Genomic DNA, 23839 nt, shown 5'->3' on the forward strand with positions numbered 1-23839 from the left:
CTGTGTGCCAACACAAAGGGCCCGCCATGATGGCGGGCCCTTTTTATTTCGTTGCCGACAATCGACTCAGCCGTGCTTGATGCGAGTCTCCCCCGCCACCGACACCACAGAGCGCTTGCCCTTGCGGCTGATGACGATAAGCGCCAGCACGATAAGGGCGATGCCGCTCCCCTCCACCGGCCCCGGATTTTCACCAAGCAGCCACCATGAGAGCAGCACGCCGCTCACCGGCACCGCCAGGGTACTGAGGCTGGCGATCCCGGCAGGCAGCTTTTTCAGCACGAACAGCCAGAGGCTCCAGGCCAGTGCCGTGGCGAAGATGGCGCTGTAGGCGAGCGCGCCAAACACATAGGGCTGCCAGTCGATGGGTCGCTCCGGCACCAGCGCCGCCACCACGGCCATCACCATGGTGGCGTAGATCATCTGCCAGGTGGTGAGGGACATCAGATCCACCGCGGGGTGGCGGGCATACATCCGCTTGGCGATGATGGCACTGATCCCCCAGCAGATGCCGGAGGCAATCCCCAGCAGCGCACTCTTCATGGAATCCAGATGCAGCTGCCAGGGCTCGATCACCAACAGCAGCCCGCAAGCAGCCACCCCGACCGCCAGATAGTGGAGCTTGCGCATCCGCTCGCCGAGAAAGAGCGCCGCGAAGACCACCACCCAGAACGGCATGGTGTAGCTCAAGATTGCCACCTTGCCCGCCCCGCCGCTGATCAGGGCCCACTGAGCCAGCCCCACCATGCCGCAGGTCTGGAACAAGGCAATGGCCAGGGTATAGCGAAACGGGGTGGGTTTGAGGTAACGGCGCCCGCGCAGGGCCAGCACCAGCAACAACACTAACGAGCCGCACAGACAGCGCAGGGCGGTGAACTCGAAAGCCCCCGCATAGAGCATCACCTGCTTCATCACGATCCAGCTGTAACTCCAGATGGCGGTGAGCAGGATTAACCCCCCCAGCGCCGCCATATTGATCTTTCCACTCATCTCTCACCACGCATTGCTCTGCCTTTCGCCTGTTGTTCCGGTGGGCCAACCCCTTTGTCGGGGTGGCCATCTTACCCCTGCGCTGGCGGGCTGCCCACGCCCTACGGACAAATTGCCTGTGGACAGATCACCCTCAGCCACGGCAGCGCCCTTGCCAAACACAACAGGGGGCCTAGGCCCCCTGCGCATAAATCAATCATCGAGCGACTGGTTACTGGCTGATCACGGTCCCGGTCTTGCCAGCGATCCCCTCTGCAGCCTTCTCCAGCAGGGTGATCAGGGATTTACGGCCCGGCATGGAGGTCGCAAAAGAGAGCGCCGCCTCCACCTTGGGCAGCATGGATCCTTTGGCAAACTGCCCCTGCTCGATAAAGCTGTTGGCATCCGCCACGCTCAGGTTATCGAGCCACTGCACATCAGGCTTGCCGAAGTTGATGGCGACCTTCTCTACCGCGGTAAGGATGATCAGCATGTCGGCGTCAATCAGTTCCGCCAGCTTGGCACTGGCCCAATCCTTGTCGATCACCGCGCTGGCACCGCGCAGGTGATTGCCCTCGCGCAGCACCGGAATACCGCCGCCACCGACGGTGATCACCACCTGACCGGCGGCCAGCATGGCAGAGACGGTCTCCTTCTCGATGATATCGACGGGTTTGGGAGATGCGACCACCCGGCGATAGCCACGGCCGGCATCCTCTTTTAGCCGCTCGCCCCTGGCCATCAATGCTTCGGCCTCCTCCTTGCTGAAGAAACCGCCGATGGGTTTGCTCGGGTCGAGGAAGGCAGGATCGTTTTTATCCACCTCCACCTGGGTCACCAAAGTGGCAACCGGCTTGTGAATACCACGCGCCAGCAAGGCCTCGCGCAGGGCGTTTTGCAGGTCATAACCGATATAACCCTGACTCAGAGCCACGCAGACCGACATGGGCAAATGGGGCGCCTTGGGGTCATGGCGGGCCGCCACCTCGAACGCCTGCTGGATCATCCCCACCTGCGGGCCGTTGCCATGGGTCACCACCACCTCATGCCCCTGGGCGATCAGGTCGGCAATGGTGCCCGCCGTGCTCTGCACCGCCTTCATCTGCTCGGGCAGGTTGTTGCCCAGCGCATTGCCACCAAGGGCCAGTACGATTCTCTGTTTCATCTTGTTATCTCCAGTGATGGGACAAGCCGGCGCAACACCGGCCCACCTTTCGTTGTTCGCATAAGTTTGCGGGTTAGCGTGCTTCGAACTGATTGTCAGCCTGCCACCACGGGGCAAGGCGAGTGCAGCTCCGGCGCCAACGCCGGGTCAAAGGGCGCTCTGGCCAGAAAACGGCCGTGACCACGTTGCCCCAGAAACTCGCCGTCGCGGGCGACTATCTCTCCGCGGCTCAGGGTCAGCCTGATCTGGCCCGGACAGCGCATCCCCTCGTAGGGGTTGTAGTCGCCGTTGTCGTGCAGCACGGCGTGGTGGATATGGGTCTCGCCACGGGGATCCATCAACACCAGATCGGCGTCGGCCCCCGGTTGCAAGTTGCCCTTGCGCGGCCAGAGGCCAAACAGGCGCGCCGGGTTGGCGCTGGTGAGGGCCACGAAGCGGGACGGCGAGATGCGTCCGCCCAATACCCCGTGGGCAAAGAGCAGCAGCATCCGGTTTTCGACCCCGGGCAAGCCGTTGGGGCAGCGGCTGAAATCGCCCCCCGAGAGGGTCATGCGCTGGGCGTGGGAGAAGTTGCAGTGATCGGTCGCGACGGTGTCGATATCGCCAGCTGCGATGCCGACCCACAGCTTGTCCTGCTCGCGGCGTGAGCGCAGCGGCGGGCTCAGCAGATAGTCGACCCCGTTCTCCTTGTAATAACACTGCTCATCGAGCAGCAGATATTGCGGGCAGGTCTCCACCCAGACCGGTTGCCCCTGACGGCGCGCCAGTTTCAGATACTCCATCCCCAAGCCGTTGGAGAGGTGGACGATATAGAGCGGCGCATTGCTCGCGAGCCCCGCCAGATTGATCATCCGGGCGATCGCCTCCGCCTCGCACTCCAATGGGCGGCTTTGCGGGTGATACCAGGGCTCATGATGGCCAGCGGCCAATAGGGCAACTCGGCGCGCCGCAATGGCGGCATCGTTCTCGGGATGGACGGTGGCAAGCGCCCCCACCTCCTTGAGGCGGGCCAGCGCGCGCAACACGTCGTGATCACCCAGCTTGTACTGGTAGGTGAGATAGAGCTTGAAGCTGCTGATCCCCTCCTCCTGCACCATGGCGGCCATCTCGTGGAGGATGGCGTCATCTACATGCTGGACAACGCCGTGAAAACTGTAATCGATCACCGCCTGATCGGCGGCATAGTCGTGATAGCGGACCAGCTGGTGATGCAGATTGCACCCCGCCGGGCCAAATCCCATGTGATCGACGATGGTGGTGGTGCCACCACAGGCGGCAGCACGGGTACCGCTGAAAAAGTCATCGCAACTGCGGGCAATGCCCACGTCGATGTTGAAGTGGGTATGAACGTCGATGCCACCCGGCATCACATAACAGCCGCTGGCATCGATCACGTCGGTCTCGCCATCGGGCTGGATAGCGGCGGCCCGCGCGCGGATCACCCCGTTATCAATCAGCAGATCCTGACGATATTCACCCTGTGCATCGACCAGCACACCGTTTTTGATCAGCCGTTTCATTCCCACCACCTCGAACATCACTTCAAACAGCAAAGCCCCGCCTCAATGGAGACGGGGCACTTGCCACACTTGCGACAGACGGGCGGTGATGAGAGTCACCACCCGGCAGACCCCTTACTTGTCCAGCTCGGCCAGATAGAGCATGGGGATCACGGCGTACATGGCGGCGCACTTGACCAGATGCTCTTTCCAGGTCTTCTCGTTCGGGGCGTGGGCCTCCGGCTCTTTACCCGGGCCAAAACCGATGACCGGAATACCGTGGCGACCCATGATGGAGACCCCGTTGGTCGAGAAGGTCCACTTGTCCACCACCGGCTCCTTGTTGAACAGCTCACGATAAGCCTTGGAGAGGGTTTTGACGGTGATGTGATCCTCTTCCACCTTCCAGGTCGGGAAGTAGCACTCGGTCGGATAGACCAGACCGGTATAGGCCGGACGATCGTACTGGTACATGGAGACCTCGGCACCGGCGGCTTTCACCGCTGGCAGGGCACGGATCTCGTCGAGCGCTCCTTGCCAGGTTTCACCCCAGGTGAGACGGCGGTCGATGGAGACGGCGCAGCTGTCTGCCACGGCGCAGCGGCTCGGCGAAGTGAAGAAGATCTCGGAGACGGTCAGGGTACCCTTGCCGAGGAAGTCATCATTGCCGAGGTTGTGGCTCAGCTCCTGCAGCTCGCCAAGGATGGGGCCCATCTTGAAGATGGCGTTGTCACCGCGCTCCGGTGCGGAGCCGTGGCAGCTGACCCCCTGCACATCGATGCGGATCTCCATGCGGCCACGCTGGCCACGGTAGATCTGGCAGTCGGTGGGTTCGGTACTAACCACAAACTCGGGGCGGATCTTGCTCTGCTCGATGATGTACTGCCAGCAGAGGCCATCGCAATCCTCCTCCTGTACGGTACCGGTCACCAGCAGGGTGTACTGATCTTCCAGCCCCAGATCCTTGATGATCTTGCCCGCATAGACCATGGAGGCCATGCCCCCTTCCTGATCGGAGGCGCCGCGACCACCGATGATCTCGTGATCTTCCATCCCCTCATAGGGGTCAAACTTCCAGTTGGCCATGTTGCCGACGCCCACGGTATCGATGTGGGCATCCATGGCGATCAGGTGCGGGCCGTGGCCGATATAGCCCAGCACGTTGCCCATGGGGTCGATCTCGACCTTGTCAAAGCCAACCTTCTCCATCTCCTGCTTGATGCGCAGCACGACGCGCTCTTCATCGCAGCTCTCGCTCGGGATGGCGATCATGTCGCGCAGGAACTGACTCATCTCTGCCTTGTACTGGTAGGCCTTCTCCAACACCATTTCAAACGGAATTTGCTTGCTCATTGTGATTCTCCATAACAACTGAGAGTGCGCGGCCTGTTCGTCGGCAGCGCCCTGTGCCCGTTACCGCGCCCCGTTGGCGAGGCGCGATCAGTTCTTCAATTCATCTCTCTGCTCTCGCAGGGAGTTACTCGCAGCCGGGGTTAATCGCAGGCAGGATGTTTGCCTTCCCACACCACTTCCCGGTAGTGCTTCACATCGGTATCCCCTTCGGTGTTGATGATGAGCACGACCGAGTTGCTATCCAGCCCCAGACGTTCCATCAGTGCCGCGCGATCCGGGTGGTGACACACCGCCGCCAGTACACCGGTACCGACCGAGCCGGATTCACCGGAGATGATGCGAGGGTCATTGCCAAGGGGGTTGCCGAGCACTCTCATCCCTAATGCCGACACCTTGTCGTGGCAGGAGATGAACTGGGTGGTGCAGCCCCTGAGCAGCGGCCAGCCAAGCGGGTTGGGTTCACCGCAGGCGAGACCGGCCATGATGGTGCGCATGTCGCCCCCCACGTTGACCATCTCCCCTGCCACGCCGGAGCGGTAGATGCAGTCGGCCTGATCTGGCTCGACCACGATGCTGTGCAGGTTTTTCGCCCCGAAGCAGTCCACCAGATAACCGAGCACGCCGCCCGCCAGCGCCCCTACCCCGGCCTGCAGCAGCACGTGGGTCGGCTGCTTGATGCCCATATCCTGCATCTGCTCGACCGCTTCGTCGGCCAGGGTGGAGTAACCCTGCATGATCCAGGTCGGGATCTTGGTGTAGCCCTCCCAGGCGGTGTCCTGCACTATGTGCCAGCCGCGCTCTTCCGCCATTTTCATGGTGAGACGGACGGTATCGTCGTAGTTCATGTCGGTGACGATGCACTCGGCACCGAGATTGAGAATGTGGTCAACCCGCTCCTGGGCAGAACCCTTGGGCATGTAGACCACCGCATGCTGACCTACCTGCTTGGCGGCCCAGGCAACGCCGCGACCGTGGTTGCCATCTGTGGTGGTGGCGAAGGTCATCGGCTCCTTGATGGTGCGCTTGATGAGATCGAAGGAGAAATCCTCGACTGCCACGCCATATTTTTCACAGAGCAGGTTGGCAATGGCGTAGACGCCACCCAGCATCTTGAAGGCATTGAGACCAAAGCGTTTTGACTCATCCTTGACCAGAATATTTTTAACCCCGATATAGGCGGCCAGATCTTTCAAATCACACAAGGGGGTTGGCTCATAACCGGCCAGTTTTTTATGAAAGGCACGGGCCTTTTGTGCTTCGGCGCGAGAAAACAGGGGAGATGGTTCACCGGTAAAAAAACGGTTATCGGCAATATCCATCTTCAGAGAAAATTGGGACATGCGTACCTCATCCAGATTATGGGGTCGGGAGCCATCTCACCGGGAAATCCGATATTCAGATACCACGGGGAGAAAACTCACGACAATTCCGCTGTTGTAGCAGGCAGGGGAATGATTACCCCTGCCATTTCTTTTATTTATTTCAGCCAACGCTATTTATTTAACCCGCTTCTGGGCCTCTTTCAGCAGCGTTTCGAGGGTCTCTCCCGGGGCGGAGAATTTACGGGCCATGATCATGGCGGCGATAATATAGGGCTTCCAGCTCGCCTCTTTATAAGTAGCGATACGATATTTCTCGAATACCCCTTCGGTCACTTCACCCTCTTTACAGGAGACGCCGGAAATATCGGCCGGCAGGCAGTGCATATAGAGCGCTTCGCCACCCTTGGTGAGCTTCATCATCTCTTCAGTGCAGTGCCAATCCTTATGCTTGGCGTTCTGCTCAAGGCAGTGTTTCTCCAGCTCCTTGAGGCCGGCGTGGTCATTGGCACGCAGCAACTCGGTGCGCTGCTCCATCACCTTGTAGGGGGCCCAGGACTTGGGATAGACGATGTCGGCATCCTTGAACGCCTCTTCCATGGAGGTGACCTGACGGAAGCTGCCGCCGGAGGCCTTGGCATTCTCCTTGGCCACTTCGATCACATCTGGGATCAGGTCATACCCCTCCGGGTGGGCCAGGGTCACATCCATACCAAAGCGGGTCATCAGGCCGATGATGCCCTGCGGCACGGAGAGCGGCTTGCCGTAGCTCGGGGAGTAAGCCCAGGTCATCGCAATCTTCTTGCCCTTGAGGTTTTCCAGGCTGCCGAAGTGCTCCTGCAACCAGGCCAGATCAGCCATGGACTGAGTCGGGTGATCAATGTCGCACTGCAGGTTGACCAGCGCCGGACGCTGGGGCAGCACCCCCTTCTCGAACCCTTCATCCAGTGCGGCGCCCACTTCGCGCATGTAGGCGTTACCGGCCCCCAGATACATGTCATCACGGATACCGATGGCATCGGCGCAGAAGGAGATCATGTTGGCGGTTTCACGGACGGTTTCACCGTGGGCAATCTGGGATTTGCCCTCATCCAGATCCTGCTGGGCCAGACCGAGCAGGTTCAGTGCAGAGGCATAAGAGAAGCGGGTTCGGGTGGAGTTATCGCGGAAAACCGAGATACCGAGCCCGCTGTTAAACAGTTTGGTAGCAATATTTTCGGCACGCAGTGTCTTGAGGGATTCGGCCAGTTTCAATACCAGTTCAAGCTCCTGAGGTGTTTGCTCCCAGGTCAGCAGAAAATCTTTTTCATGCAGGTTGGATTTGAGTGCTTTGATCTCTTTGATTAACTCGTTCACTGCTTTCATCGTTCGCCCCAATTCGTTGGATGATATATGAATAGCTCCCCAGTCACTCACGATGTCACCAGCATCCCGGTTATGGGTGAGCTCATCGGTTAGCGTCGATATAGGGCAATCAATAAGCGTGCCAAGGTAAAGATTTGCGGCGGAATAATATGAAATGGCAAAAGTATGTGATGGGCGCCACAAAAATAGCAGCGATTAGCCCTATTTGGCTGATGAGGTTATGCGCGCACTGAATTTATCCTGCTGCGACCACATACCTATGGGGTGATAAAACCGAGTCACGGTAGAGATAATTATCATCCGGGTGCATCGCTCGGGGCTGAAATGATATAAAGCAGACCAACTTTATCATTATGATAAGCAGCCGGGAGGTGACCGCCCTCCCCTCCTCTCTGCAGCCTTGCAAAGGGCATTGAGGCATGTATGCCACATCTGTCTGAATACCAGAGCGCCTTTCCGAGACTGGTAAACACAGGCCAAAGGGCGCAAGCTGGTTTGACCTGCAGACCATTCGCAGCATGGTTCCGGCCACTTTACCCACCGCAGCAAGGAGTGCTTATGACCGATGCCGCCGACAAGTCGCCCTCCTCCTGGCAGCTTTCGGATATCCGCGAGCTGGCGCAACTGCTGACCCAGGCGCTGCCCGCTACCGTGCAGATCACAGAGGCGGTGCATCAGGCTGTACTGGGCGGTATGGGTATCAAGGGGCGGGACAAGGGTAAAACGGCGGGGCTCACCGGGCTTATTTACAAGGGGGTTCACGGGGCCGCCAATAGCCTCGGCAGTGGTATCAATGGCCTGCTGGCCTGCCTGCCACTCCCAACGCAACATTCTGTAGCAGAGACGCCCAAGCGCGCGGCTCTGCTTGCCACCCTCAATGGCGTGCTGGGGGACAAGCTGGTCGAGCAGCAAAACGCCCTCGCCACTCCGATGACTCTGCGCTATCAGGGCAGGTCGCTCAATTGGCAGACCATGCCAGCCGACCTTCCCCACGCGGGGAGAGTGCTGCTGATGATCCATGGCCTCTGCATGAACGACTTGCAATGGCAAACCAGCTATCAGGGGAAGTCCATCAACCATGGCGAAGCGGTGGCCAGAGAGCTTGGCCATCTGCCTCTCTATCTGCGCTACAACTCGGGTCTCTCTATTGCCAGCAACGGGCAGGCGCTGGCGCTACAGCTGGAGGAGCTGTGTGACCGATGGCCGGGGGCCATCAAGCAGCTCAGCGTGCTGGCCTACAGCATGGGGGGACTGGTTATCCGAAGTGCCTGCCATTACGCCCAAATCCACTCACTGCGCTGGCCCGAGCGACTGCGGCATCTGATCTTTCTTGGCACGCCGCACCATGGTGCGCCGCTCGAATCCGCTGGCCACTGGCTGGAGCAACTGCTGCCAGTCACCCCTTACAGCATGCCCTTTGTGAAGCTGACCCGCATACGCAGCCAGGGCATTCGGGATCTTCGCCATGGCAAGGTCATCGACGCCTCCCGTAATAACAGGGAGCGCACCATAGGGCGCGATCCCCGCCAACCGCTCCCGCTTCCAAGCGGCGTAGCCTGCTTTGCCATCGCAGGCACCACATCCGCCAAACGCACCCTGCTGGCAGAGCGGCTGATTGGCGATGGACTGGTCCCCCTGCGCAGTGCGCTGGGCCAGCACCGGGAGCGCGCACATCAACTCGACTTTCCTCCAGAACATACTCTGATCGCCTATCGCACAACTCATATGGCGCTGCTCGGCAGCCCGGAGGTTGGCGCACAACTGCTGGACTGGCTTGACGATGCCAGGTGATCCCCCTTTTCCTTGCATGCCGTTTCAGGTTTTTGGTCGAACAGCGCCAATCGGGCGCCGCATGCTGTGCTCGTAGCAGCTAGCCTTGGAGGCAGTGTTTGATATGAGCCAGCAGTGGAGCGCCATATGTTCTCTTACACCCTCACCTTCAAGGATGATGTCGACCGCCTGACCGCCCCCGAGCAGGAGGTCTCCTTGCAAAGCCCTGCCCAGGCGGGCGATTTCCTTATCCTCTCCGACGGCAGCCGCCATCAGGTGATGTTTGTCACCCACAGGGCCAACTACAGCAGCCTCTATCTCGATAAAGGGGTCAGGGTGCCGCAAAGCTAGCGAAGCTCATACCTCAGTTTGCGAAAGCAAAAGAGCGGCACTTGGCCGCTCTTTGATAAGTCGTGATATGGCGTTGGCGTCACAGCACCTTGATCACCGGTTGGTGCACTATCTCGACGTCGTTTTTATAGACCACCAGCTCACCCGGTGGCACGCCTCGCTCACCCAATACGGTGACGACACATTCGTAGCGATAAGGGCCGCTCGTGAAGAAATAGGTATGATTGCCACCCGTCCCTTCCATCCTGACGGTGCCATTTTTCAGCACCAGATCCGGCTTGTCGGCGAGCGTCTTGCCCTTTGCCCAGGAGGCGTAGCGATAGTGGCCATCGTCCAACTCATCGATGCGGATGGTAAATTTCTCGGTTTGCCACATCAGCTCGGGGCTTTTGTACTCCTGCACACTGGGATGCAGACCGCTCTTCTGCCTGGCGATAAGCTCGGCTTTCAATTTGGCGGCCTGCGCCGTCTGATGATTGATACCGATCACCTTGCCATCAAAATCCATCCAGACCTCGCCACTGCCCAGCATGATGCCGCGCCAGCCCATGGTCTGCCAATCCTGCCCGACCCGGGAGGTAGCGATGCTTTTTAAAATGGCGTCATCAAACACCTCGTCAAAACGGGTCAGCATCTCCGCCGGGGTTTTGATGGCGGGAATGGGATACTCCAACTTGAAGGGGTATTTCATTTGATTGGCAAGGGCCTGATGATCCCGGGCTTCTGCCGCATCGACCAACTGCTGCACAAAGGGGCGATATTCGGCCGGCAACTGCTCTTCGTCGGCAGATACGGAGAGCGATCCCAATAATGATCCCAGCAGCAACGCAGCCCATAGGCCATAACGCCCCTGCCCTCCTTTGCTATTACGGCCAAACAGCGCCCTGACATTCCATCTTGCCACTTTCATTCTGCCTGCTCTCCACATAACTGAAATGGCCAGCCACTATCCGCAAACATTAGCTGGCGGACTTCAGAGATTTTTTAACGCGTTTGAGTGCCATCTGCCGCTTGAGCGGTGACAGGTAATCAATGAACAAGTTGCCATCCAGATGATCAATTTCATGCTGCATGACAATGGCCAAAAAATCGCTGCTCTCGATAGTGATCGGATTACCTTTTCGATCCAGTGCAGATACCACCACCGAGCTGTAACGCTCGACATCCGCGTAGTAATCCGGCACGGAGAGACAGCCCTCTTGTCCAAGTACCTTTTCAGTACCGCTTATCACTTGTGGATTAATCAAAACCAGCGGCTGATCCCTGCTCTCGGACAAGTCGATAATAACGACGGCCTCTTTACGCCCGACTTGAGTCGCGGCCAAACCAATCCCGTTTTCCGTCGCATACAGGGTCTCCAGCATGTCATCGATCAGCCCCTGTACGGCAGCAATATCCTCAACTCGCTCGGCCTTGAGCCTCAACCTGGGGTCGGGAGCCGTCAAAATATTCAAAATCGCCATCACAACTCTCCATTAACCACTTTTTTCAATCCGAGGTCACAGCCCAACGGCCGGGACATCGAGACAAACGCCTGATCCTCTTCGACCACGCTGTAACCAAGGCGCTCATAAAACCGTATCGCCCCATGGTTCTCTGTGAAGCTGGACAGGGTGACCCGGCATTTGCCCTCACGCTCAGCCTCCTGATGCAGCCGTTCCATCACGGCAGCACCAAGCTGCCGTCCCTGATACTGAGGGAAAATGATCAGCAGATGAACATGCTGGGCATCCTCATATGGCTTGCGACATAACAGACCAATACGTTCTCCCCCATGCAGGATCCACAAAAACCATTGCGGCAGATATGAGCTGGTTAGTCGGTCGCGTTGAAATTGGTCATCCCAGCCAAAGAGCGCCTCAACATAGGGAAATATTCCCTCTTTGACGGCAGTAAAGACCTGCTCAAATTCACTTTGCGGCACATTAATCAGCTCAATATCCATCTCTTTCCCTGCTCAAGCCGTATTGAATACGCTGTTAGCGCACAATCACCCTATTACGATTTTTCCAAACGACTGCAGATTCTGAAGCATCACGAGCGGTTACAGCACCTCAACCTTTACCTTGATAATGCCATCACGAATATTGGCGATGGAGCCGAAGGCAGATTTGGAGAGATCGATAATACGCCCGCTTTTAAAGGCGCCGCGGTCATTGACCTTGACCACTACGCTCTTGCCGTTGGCGAGGTTGGTCACCCGCACCATGGAACCAAAGGGCAATTCCATATGGGCGGCGCTATTGAGATTGTTGCGATAGAGCTCGCCGCTGGCGGTCTTTTTACCGTGATAGCGGTCGGCATAATAGCTGGCATAACCGGTCTCGCTATAACCGCGCCAGCTGCCGCCGTGGCTCTCGTCATAACGGCTGCTACAGGCGGCCAGCAGCAGGCAGACAAGCAACAGCCCCCCTTTGCAGGCCGATTGCACCACTCCCTCTCTCCCGATGCCGCGCATCTACTTCTCCTCGCTCACCTTGCCGGTTGGATAGTCCGGCGGATCATATCGCGTTGCAGTAACGAGGAGATTCTCCCCATACCGGCAAGCCACCGCAATGTAGGCGGCCCTTCGCGATCCTTGGACCCAGCCCGGTTGCCTACGCCGTGGTTACCACGATTGTTGCAATAAACACAGGCTTTAAATCACCACTGTTGCACCCAAGAGACAATCAAGGGGCCACGTCTCTGCTCGCGTTTGCCAACTCGAGCACGCAAACACCCTCCGATCTGCGTCCGCAATGCAGCACAACAAGAGGGATACTTAACCAGAACCGGGCAAGCCCGTTCATCCGCTGCCTTATCCCATCGCAGGCAGCGCCGCTACTTTGCCATATTTTTCCAATAAAAAGGGAGGCGAATGCCTCCCTTTTCTCCAGCTATTTGCCCATCAGAGTCAGGCGATCAGCTTGTCGTCGGCAAAGCCGAAGCCGCGCAGACCCACCACATGCACATGCTCGTGCTTGCCCTGCACCTTGCGGATGAGCTTGTAGGTGGTGCCCTTCTCGGGGCTGATGTTCTCGGGCGCAGCAATAAGCAGCTGCATATCCTGCCGCTCGCACAGCTCGAACAGGGTGGCGATGGATTTGCCATCCAGACGGGCCGCTTCGTCGAGGAACAACAGGCGGCAGGGGGCGATATCCTTGCCGCGCAGACGGCGGGACTCCTCCTCCCAGCTGATCAGTACCATCAAGAGGATGGCCTGACCGGTACCGATCGCCTCACCGGTGGAGAGCGCACCGCTCTCGGCACGCAGCCAGCCATCGGCGCCGCGCTGCACCTCGATCTCCAGCTCCAGATAGTTGCGATAGTCGAGCAGCACGTCGCCCATCACCTGATAGCTGCGATCCCCCTGCTCGATCTGCGGGTTCAGGCGCTGGAACAGCTTGGCCATCGCCTCGGAGAAGCTGAGCTCCTTGTCGGCGAACAGATCGTTGTGCAAGGCAGTTTGATCGGCCAGCGCCGTCAGCAGACGGGTATGGGCCTCGCGGATATTGACGTTGAGGCGCACTCCGCGCACCAGACCAAAGGCGATGTTCTGCAAGCCCTGGTTGAGCACCCTGATGCGGTTCTGCTCGCGGCGGATGATGTTGGTGATCTTGGCCGCCACCTCATGGGAGGAGAGCGACAGATGGGTTTCCCGCTGCTTGAGTTCGTCTGCCAGACGCGCCAGCTCGATCTCCATCTCCTCGATCGCTTCGACCGGATCATCGGAGCGGATGATGTCGTTGCGGATGCGATCTTTGAGGTAACGGTAGACCTGCACGTAGAAGGCCACCTTCTGCTCGGTGCTGCGGTTGCCCTCGGAGAGACGCAGCGCATCGCGCAGGGCTTCGTCGTGGGCCACAGCCACCCGCAGGGCGCCGAGGGCCTTGTCCGACATGGAGCGCAGCTCGTCGCTGTCAAGGTACGCCAGCTCGCGCTTGTTGAGGCGTTTCTCGACGTCGGTCTCCCGCGCCAGACGCACCACCCGCGACCAGCTCGCCTTGTGACCCACCAGAGATTTACGGGCACTGTAGTAATCCTTGCCTTCCAGCTTGAGACGGCCGCCAAGGGATTCAATCTCGCGCTTGGTGACCTGCAACTGGGCCTCGGCGCTGGTGCGACGGGAACGGGTGCGGATCAGCAGCTCTTCGATCTCTTTCTTGTGGGCGCGCGCCTTCTCTTCCATATCGTCGGAGAGGGTCAGCCCCATGGCCGCCAGCTCCTGCTCAAACTCGGTCAGGGTCTGGCGCTTGGCTTCGACGCTGGAGTTAAGGGCAGTGCGCAGCTGCAACGCCTCGGTGTGGCGCTGGGCAATCTGCTTGTGCTGCTCGCCAGCGGTGCGGGCCGCCAGCTCGGCCGCTTTGAGCTTCTCTTTGAGTCGCTCGCTCATCTCGGACGCCTTGCCCAGCAGGTCTTGCGCATCCTGATAGGCAAAGTGCGGCAAACGGGCCACCAGCTGATCGAGGGCGTAGCAACGGCGTTTCTGCTCGGCCAGCAGGTCGCTCACCTCATCGTAAGCTGCCTGCAGCGCCGCAAGATCCTGCGGATCCTGACGCAGCACCTGCACCTCGATCTCCAGCTTCTCAAGCGCCTTGCCGTGCTTGGCGATAAAGGCTTCGGCCTGTTTTAGCGCTTCCACATCGGCGTGAGCCGCCTCGAGGCGGGCAGCCAGGTCTGTCTCGGCAAACAGGTGGGCAAAGGGCAGCATCCCCTGCACCAGCTGGATATGGCGAGTCAGCTGGGCGGCGGCCGCTTTGGCATCACTCAGCAGCTTGTCGCACTCGCCGATGGCTCCTTGCAGCGCGCGCAGTTCGGCCTGTTTGGCCTGCACTTCGGCTTCGGGGTCGGGACGGAAGGCGATATCCAGATGCTGGCCGATAAAGTCGCGGAAGTGACCGTAGAGACGGTGGTACTTCTGCTGCTCGAAGGCGGCCTTGGCGTAACCCTCGATGAGCCCTTCGCGCTCAAGGTCGAGCTGCTCGATCCGCTTTTCCCGGGCGGCGCGGCCAAACAGCGGCAGCTCGGGATAGCGGGAGAAGCGTACCTGACGCTTGCTGGTGCGCACCAGGACGGCGTCCCCCAGCTCATCCGCTTCTACCAGATCCTCGTCAAAGGAGTCAGGGTTGCCCTGAATCAGGTAGATATCTTCCGGGCAATCTTCCAGCTTTTTCAGCCGCTCGATGGCGCCCTCAAGGTCGAGCACCACCAGGGCGCTGCGGGCCGGACCGTAGAGCGCGGAGTAGTAAGGGGCATCGTCGATGGAGATATCGTCATAAACATCGGAGAGCAGCACGCCCCCCACCTGCTCGGCAATACGGGCCAGACGCGGATCCGCCTCGCCAGCCCCCAACTGCAGGTTGCGAATTTGCAGCTCCAGCGCCTGTTTCTGCGCCGCGATGCGATTGCTCTCCTGCTCGAACTCCCGCTCCTTGTCGAGCACGGTTTGCATACCGGCCGAAAGCTCTTCGGCGGTAGTCAGCGGCAGACCGCTCTGCTCGCGCAACTGCTCGAGTTTTTCAAAGGATTTCAGCCAGCGCGGCGCCAGCTTGGTGAGCTCCGCAATATCACGGCCCAGCTGGGCGCCCTGATGCTCGAGGCTGGCACGGCGCTGATTCACCTCGGCCTGCTGCTCGGAGAGCTCCTCCTGACGGGTGCGCTGGGCTTCGAGGAAGATCTCCAGCTCATCGCTGCTGGCAATCAGCTGGCCAGAGGCCTGCTGCAGCTCGTCACGCAACTTGAAGAGACTCTTCTGGCTTTCGCTCTCTTTCTCGAGGCGAGCCAGCGCGGCGCGCAGCCCCTGCCCCTGGGCAATACGGGCCTTGTCTTCGATGTGACGCTTGAGCAGCGCCTGCGCGGTGGGCCAGGCGGCCTCGCGCACTGTCTCGGGGGCGATGCTGAGCAGCAGCGCCAGCGCCGCTTCGTGCTCGGCCACTGCCGCCTTGGCCAGCGCCAATTGCTGTTCGGCCCCCAGCACCCGGCTGGTGAGACTCTGCTCGGCTGCGCGGAACTGGTGCAGGGTGTCGCTCGCCTGTTCGGCGGTCAGCCCCGGCAGCTCGCACTGCTCGCGGGCAGCATCGAGAGCCTGCACCGCCTGACGGTACTGGATGGCGCGGGTCTGCTGGATATCGAGCGCCTGCTGGTAGTCGGCCAGCTGGGTCTTGAGGCTGTCGACTTCTGCCTGCGCCAACTCCTTGCGCTCTTCCACTTCCAGCAGCTGGCCGTGGATCTCCTCCACTACCGCCTGCTGCTGCTCGAGTTTGTCAGAGAGCTCCGCCAGATCGGCGCGATACATCTCGATCTTCTTCTGCAAGCTGACGGCCGCCATCACCTTGGCCAGATGCTCGGAGGCAGACTCCAGCTCGTCGGTCAGCAATTTTTCGCGGTTGGTGAGCTGCTCCACCTCGTCGGCCAGATAGATGGCGCGCTGCTTCTCTTCGGCCAGAATGCGGCGCTTGTCGGACAGCTCCTGACGCGCCTTGAGGGCCAGCTCGGAGAGACGGTTCTTCTCGGCGGCGTTGCGCACATAGTCCGCGGCCACATAGTGGGTGGTCTCGGTGATCAGGTTCTTGAACAGATCCCGCTGACCCTGGGTCTCTTTAATGGCTTCCAGCGTGCGGCGGTTTTCATAGATGGCCGCCTCCATGTCCGCAAACGCCTTGCGCACCCCGGAGTTCTCCGGCAGCAGGTATTCGCGCAGGGAACGGCTGATGGACGAGGAGATGCCGCCGTAGAGGGAGGCTTCGATCAGGCGATAGAACTTGCCGCGATCTTTTTGATCACGCAGCTTCTTCGGGGTGATACCGAACTCGAACATGAAGTTGTGATAGTCGGTCACCGTATTGAATTTGGCGACTTTCAGCGCCCCCAGCTCGGCGGCCGCCCCTTTCAGGTCGGTAAAGGCGCGTACCCGCCCTTTGCCGCCATCGAGCTTCTCCAGCAGCAGATCGGTCGGAGCCAGATTTTCCGGCACATCCACCAGCGCGAACGGGGTGATGTTGACCTTGTTGTCACGGTTGGCCACCTGCTCGAGGTGCACGCCGACCCAGATCCGCTGTTCGCGGCTGTTCATCACTTCCAAAAGCGAATAGCAGTGACCGCGCTGCAACTTGCCGTAGAGCCCCTTGTCACGGGAGGCGCTGCTCGATCCCGCTTCCGTGGTGTTGCGGAAATGGAGCAGTGACTGGTCGGGGATGAGCGCCGCGATAAAGGCCGCCATGGTGGTGGACTTGCCCGCGCCGTTGCCGCCGGAAAGGGTGGTGACCAGCTGGTCGAGATCGAAGGTCCGGGCAAAGAAGCCGTTCCAGTTGACCATGGTCAGGGATTTGAACTTGCCTCGCACCGGTTATACCTCCAGATCCAGTTGTTCTTCATCGAGATCCGCCTCGATGTCATCAAAGAGCGAGTCGCTGCTCGGCATTTCGTCGTCGTGGAAGATGGCTTCACCCTCCTGGATCATCCGCAGCTGAACGGCGCGCGGATCTTCATCGGAACGCACGTCGGCGGCGAAACGGAACACCGATTCGTTGACCCGGAATTTATCCCCGTTGCCAAGGGCGGTGATCATGCCAAGACGGCGCAGACGGCGCATGGAAGTACGGATCTTTTCGAGCAACTTCTTCTTGTCGAGATCGGTACCGCCGGAGCGGCTGTTGACCATCCGCAGCAGCTGCTTCTCGTCGGCGAGGCTCAACACCTCCTCCTGCAGCTCGGCCATGGCGAATACCCCTTCCGAGGCCAGACGATCCGGGCTCAGGTAGAGGTAGCAGAGCACCTTGCCCACCAGCATATCGAGCTCGGAGAGCACAGTGGTGCCGATGTCGGAGCTCGGGCGCGGGCGCAGGTAAAAGAAGCCTTCCGGCGCCTTGATCAGCTCCACCTGATAGCGGCCGTAGAAGATCTCCAGCTCGCTGTGATATTCGACCAGCGCCGAATGCTGCTCGAACTCGTCGGCACTGATGTGACGGCCGGAGCGCAAGGCGGTATCGATGCGCGGAAACAAGGGGTTGGCAATCGCCTCTGCGAGGCGCAGCGGCAAGGGAAACTCAGAATTGATCAATGACATAGGCCTGAACCTTGGATCCAGCTTGGTTAATGGGTTTCCATGCGGGTTGGCGATGCAGTTCGCGCTCGCCGCTGGCATGGCCCAGGCGCACGGCCTGGTCGATCAGAAGACGCGCCACATCGAAGTGGGCATGGGCCGGGTAATCCAGCAGGTATTCCCGCAGCACATCGGCCAAGTCCAGCTGCTGGCCCTGCTCGGGGTAGCGGGCCAGATAGCGCTCGATGCGCTCGGCCAGCTCCTGGTTGATATCCACCATCTCGACGTACTCCATCTCGAGGGGCACCTCACCGGTCACCTCCTCGTCGTGGATGGCGATGGTTTCGTCGCGCAGTTCCAGCAGACGGGGCTCTTCGGCAATGCGCAGCTGCCAGTTGTGCTGCTCGAAATTGCGGATGGACTCGCGCAGCCGCTGGCTGAAGGCGCGGTTCTTGTCCATGTCGATGGCGTTGCGGATAAATTTGTGGACGTGTCTGTCGTAGCGGGACCAGAGCTCGATGCACTGCTGACCCCAGCTGGTGATGACGTCAAGACGCCCCTGCAACGCGTGAGTCAGCTCCTCGACGTGGAACAGATCGTCACGCCCCTGCGCCGCTTCCTGAATGTTGAGCAGCCCCGCCTGCAGGCGGTGGCCGGCAGCATCCAGGGTATCTTGCAGCTCGCGCAGGGTCTGGCCGGTCTCGTGCAGCAGCTTTTCGCAGCTGTGAATGGCATCGACCCAGTTCTGGGTCAGCAGGGCAGCAATCTCGCTTTTGACCTGATTCTGCTGCTCATCCATGGCGCGCTGGGTGAGATCGATCCGCCCCAGCGTCTCTTCCAGCGAGAAAGTGAGGCGCGGCAGCACCTCGGCATCCCACTGCTCGCGGGTGTTGGTCTCGAGCGCCGCCTTGCGGGCGGTGTCGAGCTCGGAAGCCAGGTGTTCGAGCAGGATGGAGAGCTTGATGGAGTCAACCTGACGCTGATCCATAAAGAAGTCGACGATGCTCACACCCAAGCGCGACAGGCGGTAGAGGCTCTCCCCCGCCACCATGTCGGTGTTGAAGCGCGACAGCAGCTGCTGGCGAATGAGATCGTTGATGGCGTTGTTGGCGCGACCGGTGAGGGTCTCGTCCATCTGGCCGAAGGCGCTGCTGACATAGCCAAAGGCATCGTGCAGCGCAGCTTCCGACAGGTCCGACTCATCTTCGGACAGGGTCTTGATTGCAATCAGAAAGGCCAGCCGGTCGGTCGGCAGGCTCAACGCCAACCCCTCCTGCCTGACCCATCCCACCATCTCTGGCAGGGTACGGGATGTACTCATCATGATGTTGTCATCTCGTTGTTGTATTGGGCGCAAAATCGTGCGCGCGGCTACATCCGGTAGCATCGAAAACATGGTGCACATCGACGTGAACCGCGAGCAATCAGCTGGCCGGCTTCTGGGCCATCACATGGATATAGCGACCGAGGGAGACAAAAGGCTCCTGACGGCAATATTGCTGCTCCATGGCCAGCAGATCGTCGAACTTCTCCACCTGATCCTGCTTGTGACGCATATAGTCGTGGATCACCCGCACCCCGGTCTTGCCGATGATGCGCAGCCCCCCGCGACCAATCCAGTCATAGACCTGCTCCGGCAGCTGGGGATTGGTGGGCGTAAGCGCGGTCTGGCGCTTCTTGCGAAGGCCAAGGCGCACATAGTCAAAATTGCCCACCACCAGGCTCTGGAACAGCAAGCCATGACGGTTGTAAAAAAGCAGCGACAGTATGCCCCCGGCATTGACGAAAGGGAACAGACCCAGCAAGGTCTGGCGCGGCTCGGCGAGCCACTCCAGCACCGCATGGCAGAGCACCAGATCAAAGGTACCGGTCACGTGTTGCTTCAGATCCTGAATGGGGCAATGGATGAGACGAATTTTGTCTTCCAGCCCCTTCTCGGCGATCTGGCTGCGGGCCAGTTCCAGCATTTCTGCTGACAGATCGCACAGCTCCACCTGATGACCCATGGCCGCCAGCTTCTGGGCGAAATAGCCAAAGCCGCCCCCCGCATCGAGGATGCGCAGCGGTCGGTTGCCAAGGCGGGCCAGGCAGGCTTCGATGTCGCTCCAGACAATGGTGGTGCGGATGCGCCCCTTGGTGGAGTCGTAAATGTTGCGGGCGAACTTGTCGGCGCGCCCGTCAAAACTCTGATCGTGCTTCAAGGAGAAACTCAACATTAGCGCCACAGGGTTGTGACCATCCCAAAAAAGAGAGGTATTCTGTCACATCCCGAATTTGCTGAAAACTCAAGGAAGTGTCTACCGTGTTTGTGCTCAAAAAGTGGCTGGGTCAACTGTTGATGCCGCTCCCCTTCTCCCTCTCCCTGCTGCTGGTCGCCCTGCTGCTGCTCTGGTTCACCCGTTTTCAGAAAACCGGCAAGCTGCTGGCGACGCTCTCGCTGCTGCTGGTCGCCCTGCTGGGAATGCGGCCGGTGAGCTATGAGCTGGCCCGCGGGCTGGAGCAAACCTTCCCGCCGTTCGAGGTGAGCCAGCATCCCAAAATCGACGCCATCGTGGTACTCGGCAATGGTCATGTCAGCGATCCGGCGGTACCGATGCGCAGTTGGCAGAATAATATCTCGCTGGCACGGACTCTCGAAGGGGTACGCCTTGCCCAGGCCTATCCCGAAGCCGAGCTGGTGTTCTCCGGCTATGTGTCGGGGGATACCCTCTCCAATGCCGAGGTCAATGCCCGGATGGCCGAGAGCCTCGGCATACCCCGTTCGCGGATGACGTTGTTTGAAAACAACAAAGACACTCATGATGAGGCGGTCAGTATCAGCCGACATCTGAAAGGAAAAGAGGTGGCGCTGGTCAGTTCTGCCACCCACCTGCCGCGCGCCATGGCCCTCTATCAGGGTCAGGGGCTCCACGCCGTGCCGGCCCCCACCGATTACACCGCCAAGCAGAGCCAGGTGGCCCAGCCCCTCTATAGTTATTTACCCAAAGGGCGTTATTTGATGTATTCCGAAGCTGCCATCCACGAATGGATTGGGGTATGGTGGGCCCGCTTGCGGGGGCAGGTTAACGAATGAGCAATCAAGCGTTTCATTCCTGATTTGGATCAGGAAAGCGAAAAAAAATTACGTCATTTGCCGCCGGGTCAGCTATCTTGGGCTCGGTTCAATTCATATAATGTTGCGCAATCAAATGCCTAGGAGATTAAGAAGATGAGACAGCACCTGGTAATGGGTAACTGGAAACTGAACGGCACCAAGGCTTCTATAGAAGCTCTGATCAAAGGACTGACCCCGGCTGCTGCCGCTCATCCTTCTGTGCAAGTCGCCGTCTGCCCGCCGGTTATCTTTTTGGGTCTGGTTGAGCAGCTGACCGCTGGCACCAAAATCGCCTACGGTGCTCAGAACGCCGACGTACACGAGTCTGGCGCCTTCACCGGTGAAAACGCCCCCTCCATGCTGAAAGCCTTCGGTTGCACCTACTCTCTGGTCGGCCACAGCGAGCGTCGTACTCTGCACGCAGAGACTGACGACGTGGTTGCTGCCAAGTACGAAGCGATCCAGAAAGGCGGCCTGGTGCCGGTTCTGTGCATCGGTGAAACTCTGGAGCAGTTCGAAGCCGGCGTGACCAAAAACGTGGTTGAGACCCAGCTGAAAGCCGTTATCGACCGTTGCGGTATCGCCTCCTTCAACAACGCCGTTATCGCTTACGAGCCGGTATGGGCCATCGGTACCGGCAAGACTGCCACTCCGGAGATCGCTCAGTCCGTTCACGCGCACATCCGTCAGTACCTGGCCGGTTTTGATGCCGCCGTTGCAGCCAAAGTACAGATCCTGTACGGCGGTTCCGTCACTGGCGCCACTGCTGCCGACCTGTTCGGTCAGCCGGACATCGACGGTGGCCTGGTCGGTGGTGCGTCCCTGAAAGTGGACGACTTCTCCCAGATCATCGCTGGCGCTGCCAAGTAATCGCTGATTACGGCAAAGAGAGGGGCTTGTCCCCTCTCTTGTATCGCTTTTCCTATGGTGGCCCCCGCATCCCATACGAAAGCCGATATAGTAAAAGTGGCTTGTCTATTTCCAAACATTCGTATTTGACAACTCAGATCCAGAGGCACTCATGACCAAACAAATCAAACGTATTGGTGTTCTGACCAGTGGTGGCGACGCGCCGGGTATGAACGCAGCCATCCGCGCTGTGGTTCGCGCCGGTCTGCATCACGGCCTGGAAGTTTACGGTATTTATGATGGCTACCTCGGTCTGCACCAGGATCGCATCGTCAAGCTGGAGCGTCACAGCGTCTCCGACGTGGTCAACCGTGGAGGCACTTTCCTCGGCTCCGCCCGTTTCCCTGCTTTCAAAGACCCTGCTGTGCGCGCCGAAGCGATCGAGAACCTGAAAAAGCACGGTATCGATGCGCTGGTCGTCATCGGTGGTGACGGCTCCTACATGGGTGCCAAGAAGCTGACTGAAGAGGGTTTTCCCTGCATCGGCCTGCCGGGCACCATCGACAACGACATCGCCGGTACCGACTTCACCATCGGTTTTGATACCGCTCTGAACGTGGTTGTTGACGCCATCGACCGTCTGCGCGACACCTGCAGCTCCCACCACCGTATCTCAGTGGTCGAGATCATGGGCCGCCACTGTGGCGATCTGGCCATGTCTGCTGCCGTTGCCGGTGGTGCCGAGTATGTGATCGTGCCGGAAGTGGCCTTCGACAAAGAGAAGCTGCTCAAGCAGATCAAGGAAGGCGAAGCCAAGGGCAAGAAGCACGCCATCATCACCATCTGCGAGCACGTTACCGACGTGAACGCCCTGGCAAAAGACATCGAAGCTCTGACCGGCCGTGAAACCCGCGCCACCATCCTGGGCCACATCCAGCGTGGCGGTGCCCCGACTGCCCGCGACCGCATCATGTCCAGCCGTATGGGTGCTTACGCCGTTGAGCAGCTGCTGGCTGGCCACGGTGGTCGCTGCGTCGGTATCCAGCGCAACGAGCTTGTACACCACGACATCATCGACTGCATCGAGAACATGAAGCGACCGTTCGATCAGGAGCTTTACAACCTCTCCACCACCCTGTTCTAAGCACCGCTGGAACAAGCTGGTTATGCAAAAACCCTCCATCCGGAGGGTTTTTCTATTTCTACCCGCAGATCACCGTGGTGCGCAGAAAATGGATTGGTTCCAGTACATTTGGCAATGTCATCAGGCCGGCCCGCCAACTGCGATATAACAACAACGTGTATATGACCGGGTTGAGGTTATGCTTCAGCTCGACCAATTTTTTACCCACAGTTGCCAGTCGCTACCGACACCTTGCCCAGCCTACTCTCTGTATCATCTCTTTCGCTCTCTCTTATTCCCCCTGTCCTGTCCTGCCTCTAGCGCTCCTGTTAGGCGATGCGTTATCTCTTATCAACGCACGATGGCGCTACAGATACAGGCAGGAGCAGTTCGGGGGCCTATCTCGCGCCCCCCTGCTGGTTGCAACTTGTCCCCTTGAGGGAAAAACCGCTTCCCAAGCCGCTATTGCACCAACCAACATCAATCCCGGTATCTCTTCCATAGTCAGAGGCTAAAAAACGGACTGCAACTGCATTTTTTCTCTCTCAGAGCCAGCTACATCGCTAAAAACAGGGCTATTTATGTAAGTCCATGAACAGAAGATCGTGGTAAAACCCTGTCATAGCGCTGGATTACATGCTGACACCGGCTTTACTATCCTTTATGGTAGATTTTCTTCGTCAGGAACGGTCAAACCAGATTCATAGCCATTTTTTGACGCCTAAAATGGCTGCACAGCCCAACAAAAAATGTAAAACCAATCGTTGGCGTCATTCAAGTCTCTCTTTTTGGATTGCCAGCATTAATATAAGTAGCTGAAAATAAAGACATTTATATATTCCCGTCCCATTAAAACAGCCAACACTTCAAGAGGCGAAGATAAAACAGCCACAAGATTACGAAAATAGAGACTTCATCACTACATATAACCAAGAGCTCATTTTTATCAATTAAACCCTTGT

At 59.0% G+C, this 23839-nt stretch carries 19 protein-coding genes; 5 read left to right on the plus strand and 14 right to left on the minus strand.

Annotated features, from left to right (window positions below; all coding sequences use genetic code 11):
* Positions 1 to 66 precede the first annotated feature (66 nt).
* From LG31_RS0104195 to ygeW, 6 genes are all read right to left on the minus strand, one after another.
* On the minus strand, positions 67 to 990 hold the full coding sequence (locus LG31_RS0104195) for a DMT family transporter (protein ID WP_033113250.1): 924 nt from the start codon (positions 988 to 990) through the stop codon (positions 67 to 69).
* 211 nt (positions 991 to 1201) lie between these two features.
* Entirely contained in the window at positions 1202 to 2134 is a 933-nt protein-coding gene (gene arcC / locus LG31_RS0104200; RefSeq protein WP_033113251.1) for a carbamate kinase, read from the minus strand.
* 95 nt (positions 2135 to 2229) lie between these two features.
* Entirely contained in the window at positions 2230 to 3654 is a 1425-nt protein-coding gene (gene hydA, locus LG31_RS0104205; RefSeq protein WP_033113292.1) for a dihydropyrimidinase, read from the minus strand.
* Between the two features lie 114 nt (positions 3655 to 3768).
* Positions 3769 to 4986 (minus strand): YgeY family selenium metabolism-linked hydrolase, encoded by a 1218-nt coding sequence (locus tag LG31_RS0104210; protein WP_033113252.1) that lies wholly within the window; start codon positions 4984 to 4986, stop codon positions 3769 to 3771.
* 140 nt (positions 4987 to 5126) lie between these two features.
* Entirely contained in the window at positions 5127 to 6326 is a 1200-nt protein-coding gene (gene dpaL, locus LG31_RS0104215) for a diaminopropionate ammonia-lyase (protein ID WP_033113253.1), read from the minus strand.
* A 156-nt stretch (positions 6327 to 6482) separates the two neighbouring features.
* The gene (gene ygeW / locus LG31_RS0104220; protein ID WP_033113254.1) at positions 6483 to 7670 is read right to left on the minus strand and encodes a knotted carbamoyltransferase YgeW; all 1188 of its coding nucleotides are present in this window, start codon (positions 7668 to 7670) and stop codon (positions 6483 to 6485) included.
* 558 nt (positions 7671 to 8228) lie between these two features.
* Here ygeW and LG31_RS0104225 point away from each other — a divergent pair.
* Together LG31_RS0104225 and LG31_RS0104230 are read left to right on the plus strand one after the other, a co-directional pair.
* Positions 8229 to 9461, plus strand: a complete 1233-nt coding sequence (locus tag LG31_RS0104225; protein WP_033113255.1) for an esterase/lipase family protein — start codon at positions 8229 to 8231, stop codon at positions 9459 to 9461.
* A 126-nt stretch (positions 9462 to 9587) separates the two neighbouring features.
* Positions 9588 to 9791, plus strand: coding sequence for a hypothetical protein (locus tag LG31_RS0104230; RefSeq protein WP_033113256.1), 204 nt, complete (start codon positions 9588 to 9590; stop codon positions 9789 to 9791).
* A 79-nt stretch (positions 9792 to 9870) separates the two neighbouring features.
* Here the strand turns inward: LG31_RS0104230 and LG31_RS0104235 are convergent, their stop codons facing one another.
* The 8 genes from LG31_RS0104235 to cmoM form a co-directional block, all read right to left on the minus strand.
* Positions 9871 to 10701 carry a hypothetical protein gene (locus tag LG31_RS0104235; RefSeq protein WP_084059536.1) on the minus strand — a complete coding sequence of 277 codons (831 nt, stop codon included), beginning with the start codon at positions 10699 to 10701 and terminating at the stop codon, positions 9871 to 9873.
* Positions 10702 to 10750: 49 nt separating this feature from the next.
* Complete coding sequence (def, locus tag LG31_RS0104240; protein ID WP_033113258.1) at positions 10751 to 11254, minus strand: peptide deformylase; 504 nt, start codon at positions 11252 to 11254, stop codon at positions 10751 to 10753.
* On the minus strand, positions 11254 to 11736 hold the full coding sequence (locus LG31_RS0104245; protein WP_033113259.1) for a GNAT family N-acetyltransferase: 483 nt from the start codon (positions 11734 to 11736) through the stop codon (positions 11254 to 11256). The genes def and LG31_RS0104245 overlap by 1 nt, the downstream gene beginning before the upstream one ends.
* A gap of 99 nt (positions 11737 to 11835) precedes the next feature.
* Positions 11836 to 12249 (minus strand): septal ring lytic transglycosylase RlpA family protein, encoded by a 414-nt coding sequence (locus LG31_RS0104250; RefSeq protein ID WP_050513402.1) that lies wholly within the window; start codon positions 12247 to 12249, stop codon positions 11836 to 11838.
* Between the two features lie 435 nt (positions 12250 to 12684).
* Positions 12685 to 17112: a chromosome partition protein MukB gene (gene mukB, locus LG31_RS0104255; protein ID WP_033113260.1), complete on the minus strand. Its 4428-nt coding sequence runs from the start codon at positions 17110 to 17112 to the stop codon at positions 12685 to 12687.
* Positions 17113 to 17115: 3 nt separating this feature from the next.
* Entirely contained in the window at positions 17116 to 17835 is a 720-nt protein-coding gene (gene mukE / locus LG31_RS0104260; protein WP_005336835.1) for a chromosome partition protein MukE, read from the minus strand.
* Positions 17816 to 19135, minus strand: a complete 1320-nt coding sequence (gene mukF / locus LG31_RS0104265; protein ID WP_033113261.1) for a chromosome partition protein MukF — start codon at positions 19133 to 19135, stop codon at positions 17816 to 17818. The genes mukE and mukF overlap by 20 nt, the downstream gene beginning before the upstream one ends.
* 100 nt (positions 19136 to 19235) lie before the next feature.
* Positions 19236 to 20012, minus strand: a complete 777-nt coding sequence (gene cmoM / locus LG31_RS0104270; protein ID WP_033113262.1) for a tRNA uridine 5-oxyacetic acid(34) methyltransferase CmoM — start codon at positions 20010 to 20012, stop codon at positions 19236 to 19238.
* Positions 20013 to 20113: 101 nt separating this feature from the next.
* Here cmoM and elyC point away from each other — a divergent pair, with 101 nt between their 5' ends.
* The 3 genes from elyC to pfkA all read left to right on the plus strand — a co-directional run bounded on the left by elyC (position 20114) and on the right by pfkA (position 22898).
* Positions 20114 to 20884, plus strand: coding sequence for an envelope biogenesis factor ElyC (gene elyC, locus LG31_RS0104275; RefSeq protein WP_033113263.1), 771 nt, complete (start codon positions 20114 to 20116; stop codon positions 20882 to 20884).
* 135 nt (positions 20885 to 21019) lie between these two features.
* Positions 21020 to 21775 carry a triose-phosphate isomerase gene (tpiA, locus tag LG31_RS0104280; RefSeq protein ID WP_033113264.1) on the plus strand — a complete coding sequence of 252 codons (756 nt, stop codon included), beginning with the start codon at positions 21020 to 21022 and terminating at the stop codon, positions 21773 to 21775.
* A gap of 151 nt (positions 21776 to 21926) precedes the next feature.
* The gene (pfkA, locus tag LG31_RS0104285; RefSeq protein WP_005336840.1) at positions 21927 to 22898 is read left to right on the plus strand and encodes a 6-phosphofructokinase; all 972 of its coding nucleotides are present in this window, start codon (positions 21927 to 21929) and stop codon (positions 22896 to 22898) included.
* Positions 22899 to 23839: the final 941 nt, after the last annotated feature.

This window comes from Aeromonas lacus (assembly GCF_000764665.1).
Classification (GTDB): domain Bacteria; phylum Pseudomonadota; class Gammaproteobacteria; order Enterobacterales; family Aeromonadaceae; genus Aeromonas; species Aeromonas lacus.